Here is a 23,622-nt window from a genome sequence, read left to right as displayed (position 1 = left end):
CCGACCCCCACGGAATCCGAGGCTGCCCCGATGATGCGCGCCGGTCCCTCACAGGAGGAGATCCGCAAGCACAACCTCGGGACTCTGCTGCGGCACGTCCACCTCGGAGGGCCCACCTCGCGGGCCGAGCTGACCTCGCTGATGGGGCTGAACCGGAGCACCATCATGGCGCTCACGGCGGACCTGACGGCGGCCGGCCTCGTCAGGGAGGAGCTGCCCAGGGACACCGGCCGGGCGGGACGGCCGTCGCTGGTCGTCCGCCCGGAGACGGCCCGCGTCTACGTGCTCGCCTTCGAGGTCGGGGTCGACCGGCTGGCCGCCGCGCGGATCGGCCTCGGCGGCGTGATCCTCGACCGCCGGGAGGCCGCGCGGGCGCGCGGGCCGTTCGACATGGCGCAGGTCGTGGGGACGCTGGCGGGCTTCGCCCGGCAGATGCGGCGCAAGACGCGCGAGGACACGATCTGCGTCGGCGCGGCGGCGGCGGTCTCCGGAGTGGTCCGCGCCTCCGACGGCGTGGTCAGGATCGGGCCGAACATCGGCGCGTTCGAGGTGCCGCTGGGGGAGGAGCTGACGAAGCGGCTCGCGCTCGGGCTGCCGGTGGCGGTGGGCAACGAGGCCAACCTCGGCGGGCTCGCCGAGCACACCCGCGGGATCGGCGCGGGCTGCCGCGACCTGATCTACCTGCACGGCGACGTGGGCATCGGCGGCGGCATCATCGTGAACGGCCAGCTCCTCGGGGGGTACGGCGGGTACGGCGGCGAGGTGGGCCACATGGTGGTCAACCCGGACGGCCGCCCGTGCGCGTGCGGCTCGCGCGGCTGCCTGGAGGCCGAGGTGGGGGAGCCGGCCCTGATGGAGCACGCCGGCCGGTACGGCGAGATGATCGGCAGGGACGCGGTCCGCGCCGTCGTCGACGCCGCGGACCGGGGCGACGTGATGGCCCAGGAGGCCCTCGCCCACGTGGGGAACTGGCTCGGGCTCGGCGTCGCCAGCCTGGTGAACATCTTCAATCCCGAGATGGTCGTCTTCGGCGGCATCCTGCGGGAGATCTACCTGGGCTCGGCCGCCCAGGTGCGCAGCCGGATCGCCACCGGCACCCTGCGCGCGACGCGGGAGCAGGTGCGGCTGCGCACCTCGGCCCTGGGCGACGACGCGACGCTGATGGGGGCCGCGGAGCTGGCCTTCGCCCAGGTGCTCGCCGACCCCCTCGAAGCGCTGTCCCGGGTAGCTCCCTGAGGCGGCTAGGCGGTCCTGGAGGCGGGGGCGGAGAACGTGTCGCACACCTCCGGGCCTCTGCCGTGCCAGCCGCGCTTGAGCCAGTAGCGGATGTTGCCCGTCCTGCCGTGCCACCTGTCGCCGGCGACCCACCTGAGCTGCTCGTCCCAGTCGTGCCGGTCGCGGCCGAGTGAACTCCAGACGCTCCCGACGAAGGCGCCGGAGAAGCACTCGGCCTGCAGTTCGACGCGGCGGTTGAGGTCGTCCGCCCGCTTCTTGCCCACCTTGGAGGACTGCCGGGCGAACTCGGCCAGGATGCCGGCGCGGTCCTGCGCGTAGTGGCCGTACTCGTGGGTGACGACCGTGAAGAGACCGAACCCCGTGGGGTCGGACAGCTCCTCCTCGGACAGCAGGATCCACATCGTCTTGTTCCTGGGGCAGTACAGGCCCGCCGCGTAGCTCGCCACGTACTGGCCGCAGCCCGTGTCCACGCTCTTCCTGATGTAACGCACCCTGGGCGGGGAGAACCTCAGCCCCGCCTGCCGGAACTCCTCGCTCCAGGTGTGGTTGAGGCAGCCGAGCAGGTCGTCCAGGTAGGCGCGGTAGGAGTCCGGGTCGCCGGCCCGGCGGCTCGGCTCGGTGCACTCGGAGGATTCGAACTCGCCCGTGGTGTAGAGCGGGTTCCTGGTCAGCGCCCCCGGGCCGGTGGGCACGGGCCGCGCCGACGACGCGGCCGGTGTCGCCGTCGTGCCGGACGCGCCAGCCGCACCGGTGAGGGACAGGGCCCCCGCCACCGCCGTGACCGCGACGGACGCCGCGCGGAGGCTTATGCGAATCATCAGTGGGCATCCCAAGCGGACAGAGAGATAGTCAGGAATCTGGCGAACGGCCCGAAGACCCGGCAACGCGGACTTTCCTTGCGTGGATCATGAGGGTAGGGCAGGAGGCGGCGACGGGTAAAGCGGGATCGACGTCGGCACCGGGAAGGTCTTGTGCAGGTTCGGCGCAACCCCTGATACCACCAGGCCTCCCTAGAACTAGACTCGATCCGTTCGATGGCGAGCGGAAAGGATGAGCGGTGGGGATTCTGGAGACGGTCAAGGATCCGCTCGACGTGAAGCGCCTTGAGGCCGGGCAACTGCCGGTGCTGGCAGAGGAGATTCGCGACCTGCTGGTCTCCACGGTCGCGAGGACCGCCGGTCACCTCGGCCCCAACCTCGGCGTCGTCGAGCTGACCATCGCCCTCCACCGGGTCTTCGACTCGCCCCGCGATCCGATCCTGTTCGACACCGGCCACCAGGCGTACGTGCACAAGCTGCTGACCGGCAGGGCCGCGCAATTCGGGACCCTGCGGCAGGAGGGCGGCCTGTCGGGGTATCCCAGCCGGGCCGAGTCGGAGCACGACTTCATCGAGAACTCCCACGCCTCCACCGTCCTGTCGTACGCCGACGGGCTGGCCAAGGCGCTCGTGCTGCGCGGCGAGACGGACCGCACGGTGGTGGCGCTGATCGGCGACGGCGCGCTGACCGGCGGCATGGCCTGGGAGGCGCTGAACAACATCGCCGGGCGCAAGGACCTCCCGCTGATCATCGTGGTCAACGACAACGGGCGCTCCTACTCGCCGACGATCGGCGGTCTCGCCTCCCACCTGTCGTCCCTGCGGATGACCCAGGGCTACGAGCACGTGCTGGAGCTGGTGAAGAGCAACCTCGGCCGGGTGCCGCTGGTCGGCGCGCCGCTCTACGACACGCTGCACGGCATCAAGAAGGGCCTGAAGGACATCCTGACCCCGCAGGTCATGTTCGAGGACCTCGGGCTGAAGTACGTCGGCCCGATCGACGGCCACGACGAGGGCGCCGTGGAGGCGGCCCTGCGCCGCGCCAGGGGCTTCCGCGGTCCCGTCATCGTCCACGTGCTCACCCGGAAGGGCAACGGCTACGCGCACGCGGAGAACCACGACGAGGACTGCTTCCACTCGCCGCAGCCCTTCGACATCGAGACCGGCGAGGAGCGGCCCAAGCCGCACAGCTGGACCAACGTGTTCAGCGACGAGATGGTCAAGATCGGCGCGGAGCGGAAGGACGTCGTCGCGATCACGGCGGCGATGCTCCACCCCACCGGCCTCGCGGCGTTCGCCGAGGCGTACCCGGACCGGATCTACGACGTGGGCATCGCCGAGCAGCACGCCCTGACCAGCGCCGCCGGGCTCGCGCTCGGCGGCCTCCACCCGGTCGTGGCGGTCTACGCGACCTTCCTCAACCGGGCCTTCGACCAGCTCCTGATGGACGTGGCGCTGCACCGGCAGCCGGTCACGGTCGTGCTCGACCGCTCGGGTGTGACGGGGGACGACGGCCCCAGCCACAACGGCATGTGGGACCTGTCGATCCTCCAGGTGATCCCCGGGCTGTCGGTGGCCGCCCCCCGCGACGGCGCGCGGCTGCGCGAGCTGCTGGCCGAAGCGGTCGGGATCGAGGACGGCCCGACGGTGGTCCGCTTCCCCAAGGGCGCCCTGCCCGCGGACGTCGAAGCCGTCGGCAAGCTCGGCGAGATGGACGTGCTGCGCGCCGGGGACGCCGACGTGCTGCTGGTCGCGGTCGGCTCGATGGCCGAGATCTGCCTGGAGGCCGCCAACCTCCTCGACGCGCAGGGCATCTCGGCCACCGTGGTCGACCCCCGCTGGGTGAAGCCGCTGGACCAGGCCCTGGTGCTGGCCGCCGCCGCGCACAAGCTGGTCGCCGTGGTGGAGGACAACGGCCGGGTCGGCGGCGTGGGCGACGCCGTGGCGCGCCTGCTGCGCGACGCCGACGTGGACGTGCCGGTGCGGACCTACGGCATCCCGCAGCGGTTCCTCGACCACGCCAAGCGTGCCAAGATCCTCTCCGACATCGGCCTGACCGGGCAGGACCTCGCCCGTCAGATCACGGAGGCCGTGGCGCGCCGGTCGCAGGTGATGGAGAGCCATCCGGCGCGGCTGGCGCAGCCCACCGATTGATAACTATGAGTAATCCCGGCGTGACCGGGAAGTCTGCAGGTCATCGACGTGATGAGGAGCCTGCGGATGAGCCTTTTCCGGACGAAGCCGGTAGAACAGTCGATTGAGGATGCCGAAGGCGGCGAACATCGGCTCAGGCGCAGCCTGAGCGCTCTCGATCTCACCGTCTTCGGCATCGGCGTCATCGTGGGCACCGGCATCTTCGTGCTGACCGGCGTGGCGGCGCGCAACACGGCCGGCCCGGCCGTCGCGATCTCCTTCGTGATCGCCGGAGTCGTGTGCGCGCTCGCGGCCCTGTGCTACGCCGAGTTCGCCGCCACGGTCCCGGTGGCCGGCTCGGCCTACACCTACGCGTACGCCACGATCGGCGAGTTCCCGGCCTGGATCATCGGCTGGGACCTGATGCTGGAGCTGGCACTCGGCGCGGCGGTGGTCGCCTCGGGCTGGTCGGGCTACTTCGCCTCGCTGCTGAAGAACTTCGGGATCTACCTGCCGCCGTCCATCGCCGGCGACGAGGCCGTCTTCAACGTCCCGGCGGCGCTGATCGTGATCCTGCTGACCGGGGTGCTGGTCGCCGGGATCAAGATGTCGGCCCGGTTCAACGGCGCCATGGTGGCGGTCAAGCTGTCCGTGGTGCTGCTCGTGATCATCGCCGGGCTGTTCTTCGTCAAGGGGGCCAACTATCGGCCGTTCATCCCGCCGCCGCACCTGATGGCCGCCGGGCAGGGCATGAAGGCCCCGCTCATCCAGGTGCTGTTCGGCGTGCAGCCGGTCGCGTACGGCGTCTTCGGCGTCTTCACCGCCGCCGCCCTGGTGTTCTTCGCCTACATCGGCTTCGACGTCGTGGCGACCGCGGCCGAGGAGACCCGCCGCCCGCAGCGCGACCTGCCGATCGGGATCATCGTCTCGCTGGTCGTCTGCACGATCCTCTACGTGGCGGTCTCACTCGTGGTCGTCGGCATGCAGCACTACTCGGAGCTCAGCGCGTCGGCCCCGCTCGCCGACGCGTTCCGCTCGGTGGGCCAGCCCTGGATGGCGACGCTGATCAGCGTGGGCGCCATCGCCGGCCTCACCACCGTCGTGATGATCCTCATGCTGGGCCAGAGCCGGGTGCTGTTCGCGATGTGCCGCGACAGCCTGCTGCCCCGATCCCTCGCCCGGGTCCACCCGACGTTCCGCACGCCGTACCGGATCACGATCGTCATCGGCGCGGCCACCGCGCTGCTCGCGGCGCTGATCCCGCTGAGCGCCATCGCGGAGCTGGTGAACATCGGCACGCTGTTCGCGTTCGTGATCGTCGCGGTGGCGGTGGTGATCCTGCGCAGGACCCGGCCCGACCTGCCCCGCTCCTTCCGCACGCCGTTCGTGCCGCTGGTGCCGATCCTGTCGGTGCTGGCCTCGGCCTACCTGATGCTCAACCTGCCGGTGGAGACCTGGATCCGGTTCTTCGCCTGGATGGTCGTGGGCACGGCCGTCTACTTCCTGTACGGCCGCCGCCGCAGCAGGGTGGCGGCTACAACCCCCGGGGAAGCAGTCCTCGAACGGTGAGCGCGGCGCCGACGGCGGCCAGCAGCACGCCGCTCGCGCCCAGCAGCAGGCGGTAGCCGCGGGGGGTCAGCCGATGCCGGCCGGCCCCCACGGCTCCCGCCAGCGCCACCTTGGAACCCACCAGGACCAGGTAGAACCCGCCCACGAAGGCCAGCGCGTACGCCGGGGCCCGGTCCCACGCCGAGACGAAGACCGGCGAGCCCACCGCGATCCAGAACAGCCAGGGGTGGGGGTTGAGCAGGTTGACCACCACACCGCGCAGGACCTGCCTCGCGGAGGAGGGCGCGTCCTCACCGGGCCGGGGCGGCTGGGCCGTACGGGCCTCGCGCAGCGTCTCCACGCCCAGATACACGACGTAGAGCCCGCCCCCGACCGACAGCACGCGCAGGAGCACCTGCGGCAGCGCCCCGACGGCCGTCACCGCGAGCAGCACCACGGGCAGGTCGGACAGCAGCGGCACGCAGGCCAGGCGCACCCCCGAGCGGAACCCGCCGCGCAGGCTCGCCGTGATGACGAGCGTCAGCAGCGCTCCGGGGGTGACGCCCGCGCCCAGGCCGAGGCTGAGCCCCATCAGCAGTTCCGGCACCGCGACCTCCCGTTTTGTCCGCACGAGAGGCTATCGCCGGTGGACCGGCGGGAGTACGCGGCGGGCGCGGTGAGGGGTCCGTCACGAGACTCGGACCGTGCCGCCGGTTTCCGCGGCGCTTTCGATCGCCGCGAGCACCCGGTGGTGGCGCGCGGCGGCGTGGAAGTCGGGGTACGCAGGGCGCCCCTCGGCGAGCGCCCGGGCGATCTCCTGGTAGAGCGCCGCCACGTTGGCCACCGGTCCGGCCGCCGGGTCGAAGGGGACGGTACGGTAGGCGTCGGGGACGGTCACCCGCTCCTCGCCGGACCGGATGTCCCAGTCGGTCCAGTGCATGTAGACACCCGGCCTGGGCTGCGTGACGGTCAGCGTGCCCTCGGAGCCCACGAGCTTCACGAAGAACCCGTCGGGGCTCCCGCTGCCCCCGTGCACCGCGACCGATGCGGTGGCACCGCTGTCGAGGAGCCCGTGGAGCAGCACCTGGCCGGGCACCCGGTTGACGAGCGTCTCCCCGGTCCCCGCGACGGCGACCTGGTCGTGAAGTCGGGGAAGCCGGGCCGTCACCTCCACCAGCCGGCCCGCCATCTGCTCCAGCATCGGCAGGAGATGGCCCGCCATGATCGTCAGGACCGACGTGCCTCCCGCGGGGTCAGTGCTCCATGCGAGTTCCGGGGAGATGCTCGCGCCGCCCAGCGGACTGCCGGAGGCCACCAGGATCGCCGACTCCAGGCGGCCGATCCTCCCGCCGGCGACCAGGTCCGCGACGAACCGCACGTCCGGCGAGTGGCAGCCCTGCAGGCACACAGCGTGCACCACCCCGGCGGCCGAGGCGAGATCGGCCAGCTCGGCCGCCTCGGCGGGGTCGACGGTCAGCGGCCACTCGGACAGCACGTGCTTGCCCGCCTCCAGGGCGGCCCTGATCACCTTGGCGTGCTCGGGTGCCTTTACCGACACCACGACGAGTTCCACCTGGTCGTGGGTGATGAGCATGCCCGGATCGGCGAACGCCAGCGGCACGCCGTACTCCGCCGCCACCCGGTCCGCGCTCTCCTGGCGTGTCGTCGCGACCGCCGTCACCTCGTACTCCGGCAGCGCCGTCAGCGCAGGCAGATGCGAGGCCCTGGCCCACCCGCTCGCCCCTACCACTCCGGTCCTGATCACGTCACCGGCCTCCTCAGTTATGTACCGATCGGTATGAAAATAAGTGAGGCCGGCTGCGAAATCAAGAGGTAACGTACCGATAGGTACAAAACTGAGGAGGAACGGCATGCCCGGAGGACGCCCCCGCGCCTTCGATCCCGACGTCGCGCTCGACCACGCCCTTGAACTGTTCTGGCGACAGGGCTACGAGGGCACCTCCCTGTCCGACCTGACCGCGGCGATGGGCATCAACAAGCCGAGCCTCTATGCGGCGTTCGGCACCAAAGAGCAACTGTTCGCCAAGGCTCTCGACCGCTACGTCAACGGTCCGGGGGCGTTCGCGGCCGAGGCTCTGGCGGCGACCACCGTCCGGGAGGTTGTCGAGCGCCTGGTGAAGGGGGCGGTCGAGCTGACCGCCGGACGCGACACGCCTCCTGGCTGCCTGAACGTCAACACCGTTCACGCGTGCGGCCCCGACGCCGCCCCCGTCCGCGAGTTGGCCCTGGCCTGCCGCATGGCCGGGGAGGTGGCCCTTCGGCGGCGCCTTGAGCGCGCTCCCGACCTGCCTTCCGGCCACGACCCGGCCACCATGGCCCGGCTCGTCCACACCATCACCGACGGCATCGCGGTTCAGGCGGCCGCGGGCCGTACCCGCGAGGAGCTCCACGCAGTCGCCGACCTGGCCCTGCGCACCCTCCTTCCGGACTGACCCAGCCTCCGGCGCCGCCCAGGAGCTGGTCGAGGGCGGCCTGGACGACTACGACGCCGCCTGTGCGCGTCCAGGCGGCACCTGGACGAGGTCGGCGCGCCCTACGGGCCGGAGGGAACAGGCGCCGGTGCCGCTGGACATGTTCGCCGTCGCCGGGGCCTATCGGGCGGCCACCAGGGAACTACGCGAGAACGCGACCTGACACCGGGGCATGGTCAGCGAGCCGTCAGCTGAGCGCGGTGCGCGCGGTTGACGTCGATGAGCCGGTCGAGGGCGTCGCGGGCCTGCAGGAGCTCGTCGATGTGCCGGCTGATCCGCTCTCGCTCCTGGAGCAGCCGCTCGAACGCCTCGTCGGAGTTCCGCTCGCTCGGCGAGTCGACACAGGGGAGCACTTCGACGATCGTCCGGCTGGAGAGCCCGGCGGCGTACAGGCACTGGATGAGCCGCACCCGCTCGACCTCGTCGTCGGTGTAGTGGCGCTGGCCACTGGGGCTGCGCGTGCTGGTGAGCAGGCCCTGCTCCTCGTAGTAGCGCAGGGAGCGGACGCTCACCCCCGCCTGCGACGCCAACTCGCCGATCCGCATCGCGCCTCCTGTCGAAAAATCTGGGCCTAATGCTTGCATCTGACGTCAGTGTCAGGTCTTAGCGTAGTCGCCGTGTCCAGCCGGCGGACGCGTCCTTCCGCAGGAACCCCTGAAAGGCACTCAGGAATGACGACCCTTTTCGACCGCTACCAGCTCGGCGCGCTGACCCTGCCCAACCGTGTGGTGATGGCCCCGATGACCCGGGTCCGCGCGGCCGCGGGCGGCCTGGCGACGGCTTCGATGGCGACCTACTACGCCCAGCGTGCCACCGCCGGGCTCATCGTGACCGAGGGGGTGCAGCCGAGCCTTGTCGGGCAGTCCAACCCGGGCACCCCGGGACTGTACACGGACGAGCAGGTCGCGTCGTGGCGGCCGGTCACCGACGCGGTCCACACCAACGGCGGCCGCATCTTCGCCCAGATCATGCACGGGGGCCGCGTCTCCCACCCCGACACCACGGGAATGCGGCCGGTGGGCCCCTCGGCCGTCCCCGCCCCAGGGGAGGTGTTCACCCCCGCAGGGCCCAAGCCCGCCCCAGTGCCGAGGGCACTGGACACCGCCGAGGTGCCCGAGCACGCCCTGTCCTACGCGCAGGCCGCGCTCCGGGCGGTCGACGCCGGCTTCGACGGCGTCGAACTGCACGGCGCGAACGGCTACCTCATCGCCCAGTTCCTGTCGAGCACCGCCAACCTGCGCACCGACGCGTACGGCGGGTCGATCGCCAACCGGATCCGCTTCGCCGTGGAGGCGGTGTCCGCGACCGTCGAGGCGGTGGGAGGCCCCCGGACGGGCATCCGGCTCTCGCCCGGCGCGGGCATCTGGGGCGCGGAGGAGACCGACGTCCCCGAGCTGTACGGTGCGCTGCTCGCCGAGCTGGCCCCCCTGGACCTGGCGTACGTCCACCTTGAGGCCACTACCGACGAGGACGTGCTCGTCGAACTGCGCAAGGCCTGGCCCGGCACGCTCATCGTCAACCCGGTCTTCCCGATGGGCGCCCGGCAGACGGACAAGGCGGCGGCCGATCACTGGCTGGGGCTCGGCGCCAACCTGATCAGCTTCGGCCGTGCCTTCATCGCCAATCCCGACCTCGTGGAGCGGCTGCGCCAGGGGCTCCCCATCGCGCCGCACGACCAGTCCACCTGGTATCAGGGCGGCGACGCCGGCTACCTCACCTACCCCGCCTACCGGCACGCGGCCTGACCTTGTGGAAGCGCGGCGAGCCGCCGCGCCGCTGTGGCGCGGCGGCTCAGCCTCGGCGCCCGGTGTTCCATGCACGTCCTCGTGACCGCCGGGGATGCCGAGCATCCGCCCGGTCTCGGCATAGCCGTGCCGCCGGTAGAACCCGCCTCCGTAACCCAGCCATCAAGCCTCCCCGGCTGGTGCGGTCGCAGGCCTGCCGGGTGTTTGGGTGCGTCTGTCGAGGTCCTGGACCCACTTGACCGCGACCGCGGCGACCTGGATCAGCTCACAGCGCAGGCGGTCGGCGTCATCCTCTGCGAACGCCTCCAGCACCTCTTCGTGCAGGATGTGCCGCCACGTCAGCCGGCCTTCAGCCGCGGTGTCGGCCACGGCCCGCTTGGCCAGGTCGGCCTCGGGCGCGTACGCGGGCCCGGTGCCATCGGGGTGGTCCTGCAGGCCCCACATCGCATCCTGGGCGGCTCGTTCTGCCGCCACCTCGGTCAGCACTCGCTTCAGCGACCCAGGCAGGCCGTAGTCGCCGGGCTGCGTCATAGTGTCCGTGTCCTTCCTCGGACATTGATCCGGAATCGGTTACTGTCTGCTGACTCATGGCATGGTTCTCGTGGTCGGGGCGAACGCTCCTGGCATGAGGTCGTCGCTGCCGGGAAAGGCGTTATCGGTCGATTTGAGCCAGGGCATCAGCGACGACGTGCGCCGTCGAGGGATCAATGAGATATCCCGCACCTTCGAAGGTCACGAGTGGGATGAACCCGAAGGCTTCGGCGTGTGAGTTGATGCGGCTCACCGCTTCGGCGACCTGCTCTGGGGTCGCGTTCACGCCCCTGCCCAGGGTGTCGGCATCGACGGCTTCACCCGGCGCGGCTGAGAGTCGGGCGAGTATTCGGCGTGGCATGGTCTCATGCTTCTTGATCAGTATGGTTGCGAGTGTCCGCGCGTCAGTATGCTGATCCCATCTCCTGATCGGATTGGCGGCGGGATTATCCGGGACTCCGGTGATTTGCGCGATCACCGACAACGCCTGGTGCCATGGGTAGGAGTCGACGCGGTCGGCCCCGGCGCTGGGTGGGTGAGCTTCGAACTGGCCGGGACCGAAGAGCACGTGCACACCTTCGTCACGTAGCGTCTCGACCGCCCGCCGGAACGGGGTGCGGCTGGCTAGCGCGCTGTTCACGAATGGCTGGACGACGACGGGGATGCCGAGGCCGGGGGCCTCGGCGAGGAGGCCGAGGGCGTAGGTGTCGGCGATGCCTTGGGCGAACTTGTTGATGGTGTTGTAGGTCGCGGGGGCGACGATGATGGCGTCGGCCCTCGGGGGCTTGGGGTCGCTTGGCTTGCGGTACCGGCTGCGGACGGGGCGGCCGGTCTGCTTCTCCAGCGCGGGGACGTCGATGAAGTCGAGCGCGTTCGGAGTGGCGACGATCTGCACGGTCCATCCGTCGTCCTGGGCCATGGTGACGAGCTTGCCGACGTCGCCGGCCGGCCCTGCGGCGCAGACGATGACGTACAGGACTCTGCCGGTGCCGGTCACGCGGTGACTCCCAGGGATTCGGCGTACTCTCGCGCTTCGCGGCGGATGCTGATGGGCTCGGGAGAACGAGAATTCCGACCCTTGATCCCATGGTTACGGAGATGGACAGGTGTAGAGCCTGCCGGGGGAAGGGCTGGCCTTTCGCTCGGAAGTCCTCGGCGAACACCCGGTGTCGCCTTGACGGTGTGGCCGTCGAGTTGTCGGAGGTCCGGTGCCTTGGCCGCCCGGACAGCGGCTGCAGGGCGGTGGCCTGATGGGGGCCGATCGGCTGATCTCGGTCCGGCAACCCCCACTGGACACCGCTGCCCACTGCGCAGAGCGGCTGCGTGCAGAGCTGGAGAAGCATGGCGCCGTCGCTGATGTTCACGCCGGGTACGGTGTGGCGTTCCTGTCGGAACTCCCGCTACCGGACGCGTCGTCAAGCCCTCAGGGCAGCGAGGTCCAGTCGAGTGATCAGTTCGGCGGCGGATAGCTATGGCCATTCGATGCGAACAAGGTAGCTCTCACGCTGCTCCTCTAGGACGACGTAAGTGGCTAGGCCCCGTTCGCCGAAGGGGTGGGTGAGCATATTCGATCTCGGCTTGGCCTGGTTGTACGGTTCCCCGCTCCACGGAGCGGTCTCCAGAAGCGTGAACAACTCCGCGAGCGGGTGCAGCGCTTCGTCTGGCAGCGCTGCGATCTGCTCTTCGGCTATCGGATCGATGACGAGCTTGTACACCTACACATCGATCCCGCGAGCGGCGAGAATCTCGCGCCAGGGCTTCCCCTCGGAACGAGGTCCGCCAGCCAGGACCTGTTCGGCCCGCTCGTGCATCTGTCGGCGGCCTTCGGGATCGCGTACCGAGTCGCAGGCGGAGATCCACCACCGGTGTACGAACGCGTTCAGTGCACCCAGGTCCAGGCTGACCCTGACCTCGTCGAGCACTGCCTTCAGTCCCGCGTCGAACGCCTCGCGGTCCTGGGGGATGGTCAACGCCGCGCGTATGGCCCGCAGGTTCTTCTCCGGCAACGGCGTCTCGCCGGGCACGAAGTCGTGCGGCTGCGCTGTCATGGCCTGCTCCCTTCCTGCTCATAGAGACTACAGAGGAGGGGCGACATATGCCCGTGTGCCGCATCGACGCGTTCGTACCGATATCCAGGGGCGCCACCGGCAAGGGAACGTCAGCGCCTGTCGCCTGAGCGGTGAGCCGCCGCGCGGGGTGGCGCGGCGGCTCCACTGCCGGCCTCTCAGGCCGGTACGGAGGCGACGCCGGGCGCAAGGAAGCGGGAGCCGGTGACCTCCTCGGAGATGCCCGTCCTGTCGAGGTACGGCGTGATGCCGCCGGTGTGGAACGGCCAGCCCGCGCCGAGGATCATGCACAGGTCGATGTCCTGCGGCGCGGCCACCACACCCTCGTCGAGCATGAGCCTGATCTCCTGGGCGAGGGCCCGCAGCGCGCGCAGCCGCACCTCCTCGCCGGTCGAGGGGGACGAGCCGCCCTCGAACAGCGCCCGCACCTCCGGGTCGATCTGGAAGTCCGGACCGTAGAGGCCCGGCTTGCCCGCGGCGACCACCTTGGCGAGGTTCTGCGAGACGCCGAACCGGTCCGGGAACGCCGCGTGCATGGTCTCGGCGACGTGCAGCGCGACGGCCGGGCCGACGAGCTGGAGCAGCGCGAACGGCGTCATCGGCAGGCCGAGCGAGTCGAGCGCGTGGTCGGCGGCCTCCAGCGGGGTGCCCTCGTCGGCGGCCGCCGTGACCTCGCCCATGAACCGCGTCAGCAGCCGGTTGACGACGAACGCGGGCGCGTCCTTGACCAGCACGCACGACTTCTTCAGCGTCTTGCCGACCGCGAACGCCGTGGCCAGAGTCGCGTCGTCCGTGGCGGCGCCCCGGACGATCTCCAGCAGCGGCAGCACCGCGACCGGGTTGAAGAAGTGGAAGCCCACCACCCGCTCCGGGTGCCGCAGGCCGGCGGCCATGTCGGTGACCGACAGCGAGGAGGTGTTGGTGGCCAGCACACAGGTCTCGGAGACGACCTCCTCCACCTCGGCGAACACCTTCTGCTTCACGCCGAGGTCCTCGAACACCGCCTCGATCACGAAGTCGGCGTCGGCGAAGGCGTCCTTGGTCAGCGACCCCGTCACCAGGCCCTTCAGCCGGTTGGCCTGGTCGGCGGAGATCCGGCCCTTGCCCAGCAGCTTGTCCACCTCGCCGTGGACGTACGCGACGCCCTTGTCGAGCCGGGCCTGGTCGAGGTCGGTCAGCACGACCGGGACCTCCAGGCGGCGGGCGAACAGAAGCGCGAGCTGCGAGGCCATCAGCCCGGCGCCCACCACGCCGACCTTGGTGACCGGGCGGGCGAGCGACCTGTCCGGCGCGCCGGCCGGCCGCTTGGCCCGGCGCTGCACCAGGTCGAAGGCGTACAGCCCGGCCCGCAACTCGTCGCTCATGAGCAGGTCGGCCAGCGCCTCGTCCTCCGCGGCGAAGCCCTCGTCGCGCGACGCCGTACGGGCCAGGGCCACGAGGTCGAGCGCCCGGTAGGGCGCGGGGGAGGCCCCGCGCAGCTTGAGGTCCACGAGGGTCCTGGCCTGGTCGATCACCGGGGCCCAGTCCTCAGCGGTGTGGTCGGTCCGCTCGACGGTCACCTCGCCGCGCAGCACCTGGGCGGCCCACCGCAGCGACTCCTCGACGAAGTCGGCGGGCTCGAACATCGCGTCGGCGATCCCGAGGGCGTACGCGTCGCGGCCCTTGATCATGCGGTTCTGCGACAGCGGGTTCTCGATGACGAGCTTCAGCGCCTTCTCCGGCCCGATGAGGCGGGGGAGGAGCTGGGTGCCGCCCCAGCCGGGCACCAGGCCGAGGAAGCACTCCGGCAGTGCGATCGCCGGGACGCCGGACGAGACGGTGCGGTAGGTGCAGTGCAGCGCGATCTCCAGCCCGCCGCCCATCGCCGCGCCGTTGACGAACGCGAACGACGGCACGTCCAGCTCGCCGAGGCGGCGGAACACGTGGTGCCCGAGCTGTCCGATGGCCAGCGCCTCCTCGCGGGAGGACACCGCCGCCGCGCCCTTGAGGTCGGCCCCGACGGCGAAGATGAACGGCTTGCCGACGACGCCGACGGCCGCAAGGTCGGACCGCGCGGCGATCGCGTCGAGCGCGTCGTTCAGCGCGAGCAGGCCGTGCGGGCCGAAGGTGCTGGGCTTGGTGTGGTCGAGGCCGTTGTCGAGCGTGATCAGGGCCATCGTGCCCGCGCCGTACGGAAGCTCGACGTCGCGCACGAGCGCCTTGGTGACCACCTCGTCGGCGTTCTTGCCCTCCAGGAGGGCCTTCCAGGTCTCGATCGTGCTCATGTGAGGTTCTCCCAGATGACGGTGCCGCCCATGCCCATGCCGACGCACATCGTGGTGATCCCGTAGCGGACGTCGGGCCGCTCGGCGAACTCGCGCGAGAGCTGGATCATCAGCCGTACGCCCGACGAGGCGAGCGGGTGGCCGAACGCGATCGCGCCGCCGTACGGGTTGACGCGCGGGTCGTCGTCGGCGATGCCGAAGTGCTCCAGGAAGGCCAGCACCTGTACGGCGAACGCCTCGTTGATCTCGAACAGGCCGATGTCGTCGATGGACAGCCCGGCCAGACGCAGCGCGCGCTCGGTGGAGGGGATCGGGCCGATGCCCATGACCTCGGGGTCCACCCCGGCGAAGGCGTAGGACACGAGCCGCATGCGCGGGGTCAGGCCCAGTTCCCCGGCCACGTCCTCGGCGGCCACGATGCAGCCGGTCGCGCCGTCGTTGATGCCGGAGGCGTTGCCCGCCGTGACCCGCCCGTGCGCGCGGAACGGCGTCTTGAGGCCGCGCAGGCCCTCCAGCGTCGTGCCGGGGCGCGGCGCCTCGTCCACGGTGGCCAGGCCCCAGCCCTCGGCGGCCTTGCGGGCGGCCACGGGCACCAGGTCGCGCTGGATCCTGCCGTCGGCGTACGCCTTGGCGACCTTCTCCTGCGAGGCCACGGCGAAGGCGTCGGCGCGCTCCTTCGTGATGGACGGGTAGCGGTCGTGCAGGTTCTCCGCGGTCATGCCCATGACCAGTGCCGAGCCGTCCACGAGCTGCTCGGACAGGAACCGGGGGTTGGGGTCCACCCCCTCGCCCATGGGGTGGCGGCCCATGTGCTCGACGCCGCCGGCGATGGCCACGTCGTACGCGCCGAAGGAGATGCCGCCCGCCACGGTGGTGACGGCGGTCATCGCGCCGGCGCACATGCGGTCGATGGCGTAGCCGGGGACCGACTTCGGCAGGCCGGCGAGCACCGCCGCGGACCTGCCGATGGTCAGGCCCTGGTCGCCGATCTGGGTGGTGGCCGCGATGGCCACCTCGTCCACCCGCTCCGGAGGGAGGCCGGGGTTGCGCCGCATCAGCTCGCGGATGACGCGGACTACCAGGTCGTCGGCACGCGTCTCGGCGTACAGGCCCTTCGGGCCCGACTTGCCGAAAGGCGTCCGAACGCCGTCGACGAAGACGACTTCACGGGACGCAGGCACGGGTTCGCTCCTACTTGTCGGTAGCTTCCGGCTCCCTATGCTACTGGTCAGTAACCGGTTCCGGGATCGGCGGGGCCGCCGTGCCTGTGAGTGATCGTTAACCGGCGGGAAACCACCAGGAATCAGTACATGCCGCAGGTAGCGATCTCATTCGGGATGCAACCCCTACAAACCTCAAGAATCCATCCTGTAAGTGGGTTTCTTGGGGCATTGCACTCGAAAAGGAACCAATGCGCTCTCCTGTTCGCGTCTGGACCAAGGCGCTCGCCGCGGCCGTCACGGCCGCGGCCCTGTCCACACCCCTCCTCGCGGGACCCGCGCACGCCGCGCCGCCCGGCCCGCCCGGCCCGACCGCATCGACCGGCGGGGACGGCACCTGGACCGTAGAACCCGTCGGCGGCGGCCACCGGGTCACGCTCCACCTGAACACGCCGCTGCCGGTCCGCGACGCCGTCCCCGAACTCGCGGCGGACGGCCGGTCGCTCGGCCCGGCCGAGGAGTCTCCCGACGGCATGACGCTGACCGTCGTCACCCCCGACCCCGCCGTCGTCACGGCGTCGTCCGTCGACGTGGCCTGGAACGGCGAGGTCCCCGAGGCCACCGCGGCGGTGACCGGCAGGGCCGCTCCCACACCCGCTCCGGCGCCCGCCAAGACGCACGGCAAGCCGGCTCCCGCGCCCGTCGACCCCGCCGCTCCCGGTTCGTACGTCGTGACCCACGACGAGTACGACCTCGGCGACACCGCCATCACCCTGGAGGGGCTCGGCGGCCGCCAGGCCGAGATCCGGGCGAAGGTCTACCTGCCGGAAGGCGCCCGCGGCAGGCGCCCGCTCGTCGTCTTCCTGCACGGCCGCCACTCCGCCTGTTACAACCCGACGGCCTGGACGACGTCCAACACCCAGTGGCCCTGCCCGGCCGGGCAGCAGCCCATCGCCAGCTACCAGGGCTACGACGGCCCCGCCGACGTGCTCGCGAGCCACGGGTACGTCGTCGTGTCGGTCAGCGCCAACGGCGTCAACGCCGCCGACAACCCCTACAGCGAGGACCGGGGCGCGCTGGCCCGGGGCGAGGTCGTCATGCGTCACCTCGACCTGCTCGCCGACGCCGACAAGGGCGTGGGCGACGCGAAGCTGGTGAGCCTGTTCAAGGGCCGCCTCGACATGTCCGACATCGGCCTGATGGGCCACTCACGTGGCGGCGAGGGCGTCGTCAAGGCCGCGCTGATGAACGCGGGCCGGGCCAGGCCGTACGGGATCAGGGCGGTGCTCCCGCTCGCGCCGACGGACTTCGCGCGGGCGACCCTGCCCGGCACGCCGATGGCCGTCATCCTGCCGTACTGCGACGGGGACGTCTCCAACCAGCAGGGCCAGCACTTCTACGACGACTCCCGGTACGCCGCGGACGGCGACCCGGCCTTCCGCTCCTCGCTGATGGTCATGGGCGCCGACCACAACTTCTTCAACACCGAGTGGACCCCGGGAGTGGCGCACGCGCCCGCGTCCGACGACTGGTCGAACCGCAACGACCCGGTCTGCGGCGGCACCGCGCCGTCGCGGCTGACCGCCGCCGAGCAGTACGCCGTCGGCACCGCGTACATCGCCGGGTTCTTCCGCCTGGTCCAGGGCGGCGAGCAGGGCCTGCTGCCGCTGTTCGACGGCAGCGGCGGCACCCCCGCCTCCGCCGGGCGGGCCGTCGTGCACGCCGTCGCCCAGGCGCCCGCGGGCAGGCGCCTCGACGTGGCCCCCTTCACGTCGCTCGCGCCGTCCACGCGGGTCTCCGGCTCGGCCACAGCGGTCGTCTGCGCCGGGATGCTCGGCCGCTCGCCGCAGAGCGGCCTGCCGTCCTGCGCCTCCACGCTGACCACCTCACAGGCGCCCTCCTGGACGCCCGCGACGTACGCGAACAACGTCGCCTCGACTCCGGTGCTGCGGTTCTCCTGGGGCGACCCCACGGGCACGGTGACGGTGCCCCTGGACAAGCCGGACCAGAACGTCTCCCGCTACGACGCGCTGACCTTCCGCGCGGCGAGGGACGAGACGGCGACCGGCGACGTGGACCTCGCGCTCGAGATCGTCGACAAGCGGGGCGCCTCCCAGACGGTCAGGGTGTCCGAGGTGAGCGACGCGCTCACGGCGTTCCCCGGCACGGTCTCGCCGCTGCCCAAGACCTGGCTGCGCACGGTCCGCGTCCCGCTGAGCTCGCTCACCGGCGTCAAGCCGCAGCAGATCGGCGAGATCCGGATCTCGGGTGCGAGCCGGAAGGGCGCGGTCTACCTCGCCGATCTCGCGTTCACCACGATGACCGCGGGTGAGGCCCGCACCGGCGGGCTGCCGCAGGTGTCGGTGGAGGGCGCCACGGTGGACGAGGGCGACGGGCCGGGCACGGCCACGATGACCGTGCGGTTGTCGGACGAGAGCGCCGTGCCGGTGACGGTCCAGATCCAGACGATCGCGACCGGGGCCGCCCCGGTGGTCGCCTCGGTAGCGCAGGAGGTCGTCATCCCGGCCAGGTCCCTGGAGGCGTCCTTCCAGGTGCCCGTCAACGGCGACACGGCTGTGGCGTCCGCGCCGCAGTCCTACCAGGTGGTCGCCTCGGTGCCGGTCAACGCGACGATCGGCGGCGGCTTCACCCGGCTCGTCGTGAACGACGACGACGCGAGCTGAGCGAACGGGCTCCCGGAGGCGCGCCGGTACGGCCGGGCGCCTCCGGGAGCCTCCGCGTGCTCACGCCGGTTGGAGGAACTCCAGACGGTCGCCGGCGTTGTCGTGGGTGTGGAAGTCGTCCTCCGCCCCGGGCGGAACGGCGAGCTGGACATGGTGCGGGGCCTAGCCGAAGAGGGAATTCCCGTCCGGGCCGTCACCCCGCGTGTCACACCTCTCCCTTGATCTCCAGCCGTTCGAGCGCCTTGGCCAGCGGATGGACGGTCAGGCCGATCTGCCACTCCCGCGCGCCCAGCTCGCGCAGCCGGTCGCCCACGGTCTCCTCGCTGATCGGCACCGGCGGCTCCCAGGTCAGCCGGCGTACGGCGTCGGGCTGGAGCAGGTTCTCCGTCGGCATGCGGTGCTCGTCGGCGAGCGCGGCCACGACGGCCCGCGCCGCCGCCAGCCGCTTGGCGGCGGCCGGGTCCCGGTCGGCCCACCGGTTGGCCGGGGGAGGGCCGTCCCCGGGCCCCACGGGCTGCGGCAGCGCCGTCTCCGGCATGGTGCGGGCCCGGTTCACCGCCGCCAGCCAGTCGTTGAGGTGGCGGCGGGCACTGCGGCCGACGAACGGCGTGATCTCGGTGAGGGCCTTGGTCGTGCGCGGCTGGTCGAGGGCGGCCTGCACGATCGCCGAGTCGGGCAGCACGCGGCCCGGCGCGAGGTCGGCCGCCCGCGCGATCTCGTCGCGCAGCGTCCACAGCTCCCGCACCACGGCGAGCCCGCGCAGCGTGCGCACCCGGTGGATGCCCGAGGTGCGCCGCCACGGGTCGTTACGCGGCGGATGGGCGGGAGCGGCGAGGATCGACGCGAACTCCTCCAGCGCCCACTCCAGCTTGCCGGAGGCGGCCAGCTCGCCGTGCAGGACGTCGCGCAGCTCGACCAGCACCTCCACGTCGAGCGCGGCGTAGCGCAGCCAGTCCTCAGGCAGCGGGCGGGCCGACCAGTCGGCCGCCGAGTGCCCCTTCTCCAGCCGCAGGCCGAGGACGAGCTCGACCATGGTCCCCAGGCCCACCCGCTCGTAGCCGAGCAGCCGCCCGGCCAGCTCGGTGTCGAACAGCCGCCGCGGCCGGAAACCCAGCTCGGCCAGGCACGGCAGGTCCTGGTTCGCGGCGTGCAGGACGATCTCGGCGTCCTGTACGGCCTCGTCCAGCGCGGACAGGTCGGGACACTTGACCGGGTCGATCAGCGCGGTGCCCGCGCCGGCCCGGCGCAGCTGCACCAGGTAGGCGCGGCCGCTGTAGCGGTATCCGGAGGCGCGCTCGGCGTCGACGGCGACCGGCCCCGTCCCGCGGGCGAAGGCGTCCACGGCGGCCGCGAGCGCGGCGGAGTCCTCGATGACGGGCGGGATTCCCTCGCGCGGCTCCAACAGTGGCTGGACTACGGGTTCTGTCACGGGCTAAGGAACTTTCGGATCATCTCGGCGGGCGGGGCGCGGATGCAGCGTGGCGACGTCGGGCGGCAGCGGGGGGATGCCCGCGGCCAGGCACATGAGGTCGCACCAGGCGGCCGCGTGCGGCGACAGGTCCTCGTCGAGCGGCGACCACGAGGCCCGCAGCTCGATCTCGGTGGTGACGGGATCGTCCGCCTTGCCGCCGAATCCCTCCGAGACAGCGCGGGTGACCGTGCCGCCCACCGCGGCGTACCTCGCGCCGTGGGCGTCGAGCGCCTCGGTCAGCCAGCTCCACGCCACCGGCCCCAGCAGCGGGTCGGTGGTCATCTCCGGCTCCATGTCGGCGCGTACGTAGGCGACGAGGCGGAACGGCCCCTCCCAGCCGCGCTGGCCCTCGGGGTCGAACAGCATGATCAGGCGGCCGACGGCGAGCTCGTCGTCGTCACGGTACACGGACGCCCCGACGGCACCGGAGTACGGCGCGAGCCGCTGGGGCGCCGGGATGTCCTCCAGCTCGATCTCCGGCCGTACCTCGGCGGGGCGCAGCGTCTCCAGCGCGCGCCGGAAGGCGGCGGGAGGCGCGGGCGGTTCACCGAGGGTCATGACGGAAGAGTAGGTCGGATTCGGGAGAGCGCGAAGCAGGGGGGTGGCTGTGGGGGGCATGGGAAGTCGTCAAACCGTCGCCGCCAGTCGAGCCGTCACCCGGCCGGCCGTCCGTATCGGGGCGCGTCCGCGGGTGCGGTCCCGGCGGTCGCCGCGGCCGTCCGCGCGGTCTCTCCGCCCCGTCACGCGCGCCGCGCTGCTCGGGCGGGCGGGGCGCGCGGCGTCGCTGCCGGCACAGTGCTCAGTGCGGCGTTCGGGGGAACTCCACATCGAAGTCATCGCTCCGGGGCCTCTCGTCGGATCCACGGTCGTGGCGGTCGCTCGGGACTGATCCGACGTTGGCACGTCCCGGCGACATTTCCCCGCATCGCACTCGGCGTGTCTCGAAAGTGGTATTGGAATCGATGCCGGATGGCCGATTGGCGAACACATTGCCGAGCTGTGAGATGACTCACAGGAGGGGATGGGGTTCACCTTACGCGATCAGCGGCCTTCTTCGCGTCGTTCTGGAACCCCAGGTCGTGGGTCCGGGCGCCGGGCGGCGCAGGGACATGGCAGGCTGGTCCCGTGAAACCCCAGCTCGCCGATTCCGCTTTCATCCGCGCCTGCCGGCGCGAGCCCGTTCCGTACACGCCGGTGTGGTACATGCGCCAGGCCGGGCGGTCGCTACCGGAGTACCGCAGGGTGCGCGCGGGCGTCGAGATGCTCACCGCCTGCGCCACGCCCGACCTCGTGGTCGAGATCACCATGCAGCCGGTCCGCAGGTACGGCACGGACGCGGCGATCTTCTTCAGCGACATCGTGGTCCCGCTCAAGGCCATCGGCGTCGACCTCGACATCAAGCCGGGCGTCGGCCCGGTCGTCGGGACCCCCATCCGCGACAAGGCGGGCATGGAGGTCCTGCGGCCCCTGGAGCCGGACGACGTCCCGTACGTGACGGAGGCGGTCGGGGCGCTCACCGGAGAGCTGGGCGGGACCCCGCTGATCGGTTTCGCCGGAGGGCCGTTCACGCTCGCGTCGTACCTGATCGAGGGCGGCCCCTCCAAGAACCACGACCGCACCAAGGCCATGATGTACGGCGAGCCCGAGCTGTGGCACGAGCTGATGGAGCGGCTCGGCGCGATCACGCTCGCCTTCCTGCGCGTGCAGGTGGCGGCGGGGGCCTCGGCCGTCCAGCTCTTCGACTCGTGGGTGGGTGCGGTCGCGCCGCAGGACTACCGCACCTACGTGCTGCCGCACACCGGCAGGATCTTCGCGGGCCTGGCGGACCTCGGCGTGCCGCGCATCCACTTCGGCGTCGGCACCGGTGAGCTGCTCGGCCTCATGGGCGAGGCCGGCGCCGACGTGGTGGGCGTCGACTGGCGGGTGCCGCTGGACGAGGCCGCGCTCCGCGTGGGCGCGGGCAAGGCCCTGCAGGGCAACCTCGACCCCGCGATCCTGCTCGCGCCCTGGGAGGTCGTCGAGAGGCGGGCCAGGGAGGTGCTCGAACGCGGCCGGGTGGCCGAGGGGCACGTGTTCAACCTCGGCCACGGCGTGCTCCCCTCGACCGACCCCGACCAGCTCGCCCGGCTCACCGACTTCGTCCACGAGTCGTCGGCTCGCTGAGACGCGCTGAGACGCGCTGAGGCCCGGTGAGGCCCGGTGAGGCCCGCTGAGGGCGCGCTGAGGCGCGCTACCCTCGCGCGGGCTCGGCCGGGCGCCGGTCCTCGTCCCGGTCCTCGTCCCGGCCATCGCCCTGGGGCGGGCCCGGCGGGGCGACGGGCGGCTGTGCGGGGTTCGGGGCCGGCCCGGCGGGCGAGGCCGGCCCGTAGCCGGGGGGCACGGGACCGGGGGGCACGGGACCGGCCGGCGGGGCGGCACGGCGGCGCACCCGGCGCGCGACGGCCCGGACGGCCAGCCACACCAGCCCGGCCACGACGAGCCAGGGCAGCAGCGCGCCCAGCACGGTCAGCGCGACCACGGTCGACCTGATCAGGGTGTCCCATCCGGCCCGCAGCCCGGCGAGGAAGCCGGACGCGTCCTCCTTCTGCCCGTGCCGGGCCGAGGCCTTCGGAGGGGGCACGACGGTGAGCGTCACGGTGGCCATGCCGGTCTGCGCCTCCAGGGCCTTCTGCCTGGCCTGCAGCGACTCCAGATCGGCCTCACGGTTGGTGATCTCCCGTTCGATCTCCAGGATCTCGCCGATCTTGTTCGCCTTCGACAGCAGCGTGCGGAACTGCCCGAGCGCGGCCTCCGCCGACTTCACCCGGCTGGCGACGTCGGCGACCTCCTCGGTGACGTCCTGCGCGTTCTGCCGCATCGCCGTGCGTTTCCCGAGGTCGCGCCCGAGCTGGGCCAGCACGTCGGCGTAGCGCGCCGGAGGCACCTTGAAAGCGATCGTCGACTGCTCGCCGCGGGAGAAGGACTCGCTGCGCTCCTCGGCGACGTACCCGCCCGCGCCCGTCACGATCGCCTTCGCGCGGTCGGCCGCCGCCGCGACGTCCTTGGCCTCGACGGTGAGCTCGGCCCGGTAGATGATCGCGCGGTCGGCCGGGTCGATCCTGACCTTCTCCTGCCCGCCGCTCCCGCCACCCGTGGCGGGCGCCCGGTCCCCGCTCTGAGCCATGACCTCGGCCGTGGGCGCGTCGGCGGCCGGCGCCGCGGGCGCGGCGGCGCTGCCGACCGCGTCGCTGCTGGACTCCGAGCCGCCGCATCCCGTCAGCAGAAAGGCGGCGGCCGCCAGGGCCGCCGCGCCGTACCGGATTCGCCTCATGTCCATAAATCGGTTCACCGGTACGGACGGTTCGACGCCGGCGATCACGATGGCATCACGATGCCGCCGTGGTCGCCGGCGTCTGTGTTCCGGGGGGGTGAGAGGGATTCGGGGGGTGTGGGGCCCCGAGATAGGAATAGAACAAGTCTGAAATACATACACATC

20 protein-coding genes are annotated in these 23,622 nt (G+C 71.7%); 7 read left to right on the top strand and 13 right to left on the bottom strand.

Annotated elements, in window-relative coordinates:
* Positions 1–30 precede the first annotated feature (30 nt).
* Entirely contained in the window at positions 31–1,236 is a 1,206-nt protein-coding gene (locus ABZ857_RS38070) for an ROK family transcriptional regulator (RefSeq protein WP_357053683.1), read from the top strand.
* Positions 1,237–1,241: 5 nt separating this feature from the next.
* On the opposite strand, the gene ABZ857_RS38065 is transcribed toward ABZ857_RS38070, so the two are convergent.
* A complete protein-coding gene (locus ABZ857_RS38065) occupies positions 1,242–2,054 on the bottom strand; it encodes a neutral zinc metallopeptidase (protein ID WP_357053680.1) in 813 nt (270 codons plus the stop codon).
* Positions 2,055–2,293: 239 nt separating this feature from the next.
* On the opposite strand from ABZ857_RS38065, the gene dxs reads away from it, so the two are divergent.
* Both dxs and ABZ857_RS38055 read left to right on the top strand, forming a co-directional pair.
* Positions 2,294–4,207 carry a 1-deoxy-D-xylulose-5-phosphate synthase gene (gene dxs / locus ABZ857_RS38060; RefSeq protein ID WP_357053677.1) on the top strand — a complete coding sequence of 638 codons (1,914 nt, stop codon included), beginning with the start codon at positions 2,294–2,296 and terminating at the stop codon, positions 4,205–4,207.
* 66 nt (positions 4,208–4,273) lie between these two features.
* A complete protein-coding gene (locus ABZ857_RS38055; protein WP_357053674.1) occupies positions 4,274–5,755 on the top strand; it encodes an amino acid permease in 1,482 nt (493 codons plus the stop codon).
* On the opposite strand, the gene ABZ857_RS38050 is transcribed toward ABZ857_RS38055, so the two are convergent.
* On the bottom strand, positions 5,721–6,365 hold the full coding sequence (locus ABZ857_RS38050; protein ID WP_357053671.1) for a LysE family translocator: 645 nt from the start codon (positions 6,363–6,365) through the stop codon (positions 5,721–5,723). The genes ABZ857_RS38055 and ABZ857_RS38050 overlap by 35 nt on opposite strands.
* A gap of 57 nt (positions 6,366–6,422) precedes the next feature.
* Positions 6,423–7,499 (bottom strand): Gfo/Idh/MocA family oxidoreductase, encoded by a 1,077-nt coding sequence (locus tag ABZ857_RS38045; protein ID WP_357053668.1) that lies wholly within the window; start codon positions 7,497–7,499, stop codon positions 6,423–6,425.
* Positions 7,500–7,605: 106 nt separating this feature from the next.
* Here ABZ857_RS38045 and ABZ857_RS38040 point away from each other — a divergent pair, with 106 nt between their 5' ends.
* Complete coding sequence (locus ABZ857_RS38040) at positions 7,606–8,187, top strand: helix-turn-helix domain-containing protein (protein WP_357053664.1); 582 nt, start codon at positions 7,606–7,608, stop codon at positions 8,185–8,187.
* Between the two features lie 215 nt (positions 8,188–8,402).
* Here ABZ857_RS38040 and ABZ857_RS38035 read toward each other — a convergent pair whose 3' ends face one another.
* On the bottom strand, positions 8,403–8,771 hold the full coding sequence (locus ABZ857_RS38035; protein WP_357053661.1) for a MerR family transcriptional regulator: 369 nt from the start codon (positions 8,769–8,771) through the stop codon (positions 8,403–8,405).
* Positions 8,772–8,897: 126 nt separating this feature from the next.
* Between ABZ857_RS38035 and ABZ857_RS38030 the strand changes: the two genes are divergently transcribed.
* Positions 8,898–9,971 carry an alkene reductase gene (locus ABZ857_RS38030; RefSeq protein ID WP_357053658.1) on the top strand — a complete coding sequence of 358 codons (1,074 nt, stop codon included), beginning with the start codon at positions 8,898–8,900 and terminating at the stop codon, positions 9,969–9,971.
* 162 nt (positions 9,972–10,133) lie between these two features.
* Here ABZ857_RS38030 and ABZ857_RS38025 read toward each other — a convergent pair whose 3' ends face one another.
* The 6 genes from ABZ857_RS38025 to ABZ857_RS38000 all read right to left on the bottom strand — a co-directional run bounded on the left by ABZ857_RS38025 (position 10,134) and on the right by ABZ857_RS38000 (position 16,013).
* Positions 10,134–10,502 carry a hypothetical protein gene (locus ABZ857_RS38025; protein WP_357053655.1) on the bottom strand — a complete coding sequence of 123 codons (369 nt, stop codon included), beginning with the start codon at positions 10,500–10,502 and terminating at the stop codon, positions 10,134–10,136.
* 121 nt (positions 10,503–10,623) lie between these two features.
* Positions 10,624–11,499, bottom strand: a complete 876-nt coding sequence (locus ABZ857_RS38020) for a flavoprotein (RefSeq protein ID WP_357053653.1) — start codon at positions 11,497–11,499, stop codon at positions 10,624–10,626.
* 472 nt (positions 11,500–11,971) lie between these two features.
* Complete coding sequence (locus ABZ857_RS38015) at positions 11,972–12,217, bottom strand: hypothetical protein (protein WP_357053650.1); 246 nt, start codon at positions 12,215–12,217, stop codon at positions 11,972–11,974.
* Complete coding sequence (locus tag ABZ857_RS38010; RefSeq protein ID WP_357053647.1) at positions 12,218–12,550, bottom strand: DUF6247 family protein; 333 nt, start codon at positions 12,548–12,550, stop codon at positions 12,218–12,220.
* Positions 12,551–12,726: 176 nt separating this feature from the next.
* Entirely contained in the window at positions 12,727–14,832 is a 2,106-nt protein-coding gene (locus ABZ857_RS38005; protein ID WP_357053644.1) for a 3-hydroxyacyl-CoA dehydrogenase NAD-binding domain-containing protein, read from the bottom strand.
* The gene (locus tag ABZ857_RS38000; protein WP_357053641.1) at positions 14,829–16,013 is read right to left on the bottom strand and encodes a thiolase family protein; all 1,185 of its coding nucleotides are present in this window, start codon (positions 16,011–16,013) and stop codon (positions 14,829–14,831) included. Before ABZ857_RS38000 ends, ABZ857_RS38005 begins: the two co-directional genes overlap by 4 nt.
* Positions 16,014–16,243: 230 nt before the next feature.
* Here ABZ857_RS38000 and ABZ857_RS37995 point away from each other — a divergent pair, with 230 nt between their 5' ends.
* Positions 16,244–18,676, top strand: a complete 2,433-nt coding sequence (locus ABZ857_RS37995; protein ID WP_357053638.1) for a hypothetical protein — start codon at positions 16,244–16,246, stop codon at positions 18,674–18,676.
* A gap of 205 nt (positions 18,677–18,881) precedes the next feature.
* Here ABZ857_RS37995 and ABZ857_RS37990 read toward each other — a convergent pair whose 3' ends face one another.
* Complete coding sequence (locus ABZ857_RS37990; RefSeq protein ID WP_357053635.1) at positions 18,882–20,105, bottom strand: HRDC domain-containing protein; 1,224 nt, start codon at positions 20,103–20,105, stop codon at positions 18,882–18,884.
* Between the two features lie 3 nt (positions 20,106–20,108).
* Positions 20,109–20,705, bottom strand: coding sequence for a DUF3000 domain-containing protein (locus ABZ857_RS37985; protein WP_142563873.1), 597 nt, complete (start codon positions 20,703–20,705; stop codon positions 20,109–20,111).
* Between the two features lie 567 nt (positions 20,706–21,272).
* Here ABZ857_RS37985 and hemE point away from each other — a divergent pair.
* Entirely contained in the window at positions 21,273–22,310 is a 1,038-nt protein-coding gene (gene hemE / locus ABZ857_RS37980) for a uroporphyrinogen decarboxylase (RefSeq protein WP_357053631.1), read from the top strand.
* Between the two features lie 67 nt (positions 22,311–22,377).
* Here hemE and ABZ857_RS37975 read toward each other — a convergent pair whose 3' ends face one another.
* Positions 22,378–23,457, bottom strand: coding sequence for a DUF4349 domain-containing protein (locus ABZ857_RS37975; RefSeq protein WP_357053628.1), 1,080 nt, complete (start codon positions 23,455–23,457; stop codon positions 22,378–22,380).
* Positions 23,458–23,622 lie beyond the last annotated feature (165 nt).

Source organism: Microbispora sp. NPDC046933, from assembly GCF_040644635.1.
In the GTDB taxonomy this organism is placed as follows: Bacteria; Actinomycetota; Actinomycetes; order Streptosporangiales; family Streptosporangiaceae; genus Microbispora.
This window is presented reverse-complemented; position numbering and strand designations above follow the sequence as displayed.